At 61.5% G+C, this 275-nt stretch carries 1 pseudogene; it reads left to right on the top strand.

Annotation, left to right across the window (positions count from 1 at the left end):
* Nucleotides 1–155, top strand: a pseudogene (locus tag EOD29_RS37600) (TetR family transcriptional regulator); the annotation flags it as partial.
* Nucleotides 156–275 lie beyond the last annotated feature (120 nt).

Genomic DNA, 275 nt, shown 5'->3' on the forward strand with positions numbered 1-275 from the left:
GCAAGATTAATGGCAAGGCGATGGCGGCTGAACTGATCGCCGTGATGGATGGCCTTCAGATGCTCTGGCTGCGCGATCCCACCCGCTTCGACATGGTCGGCGGGTTGGAAGCTTATGTCGGCCGCCTGCTGGCGAGCCTTGGTTTAGAGGGCTGAGCTTGGCTGAGCGCCGTGGATCATTCCGCGGCACCGAAGGGGCCATCTGCCAAGACATGGCGTCAGCCATTTCGCAGCTTCCAGGTCCGGATTTCGAACGGCATGATGTCGGCAGGTCCC

Source organism: Mesorhizobium sp. M1A.T.Ca.IN.004.03.1.1, from assembly GCF_003997555.1.
Taxonomy (GTDB): Bacteria; Pseudomonadota; Alphaproteobacteria; order Rhizobiales; family Rhizobiaceae; genus Mesorhizobium.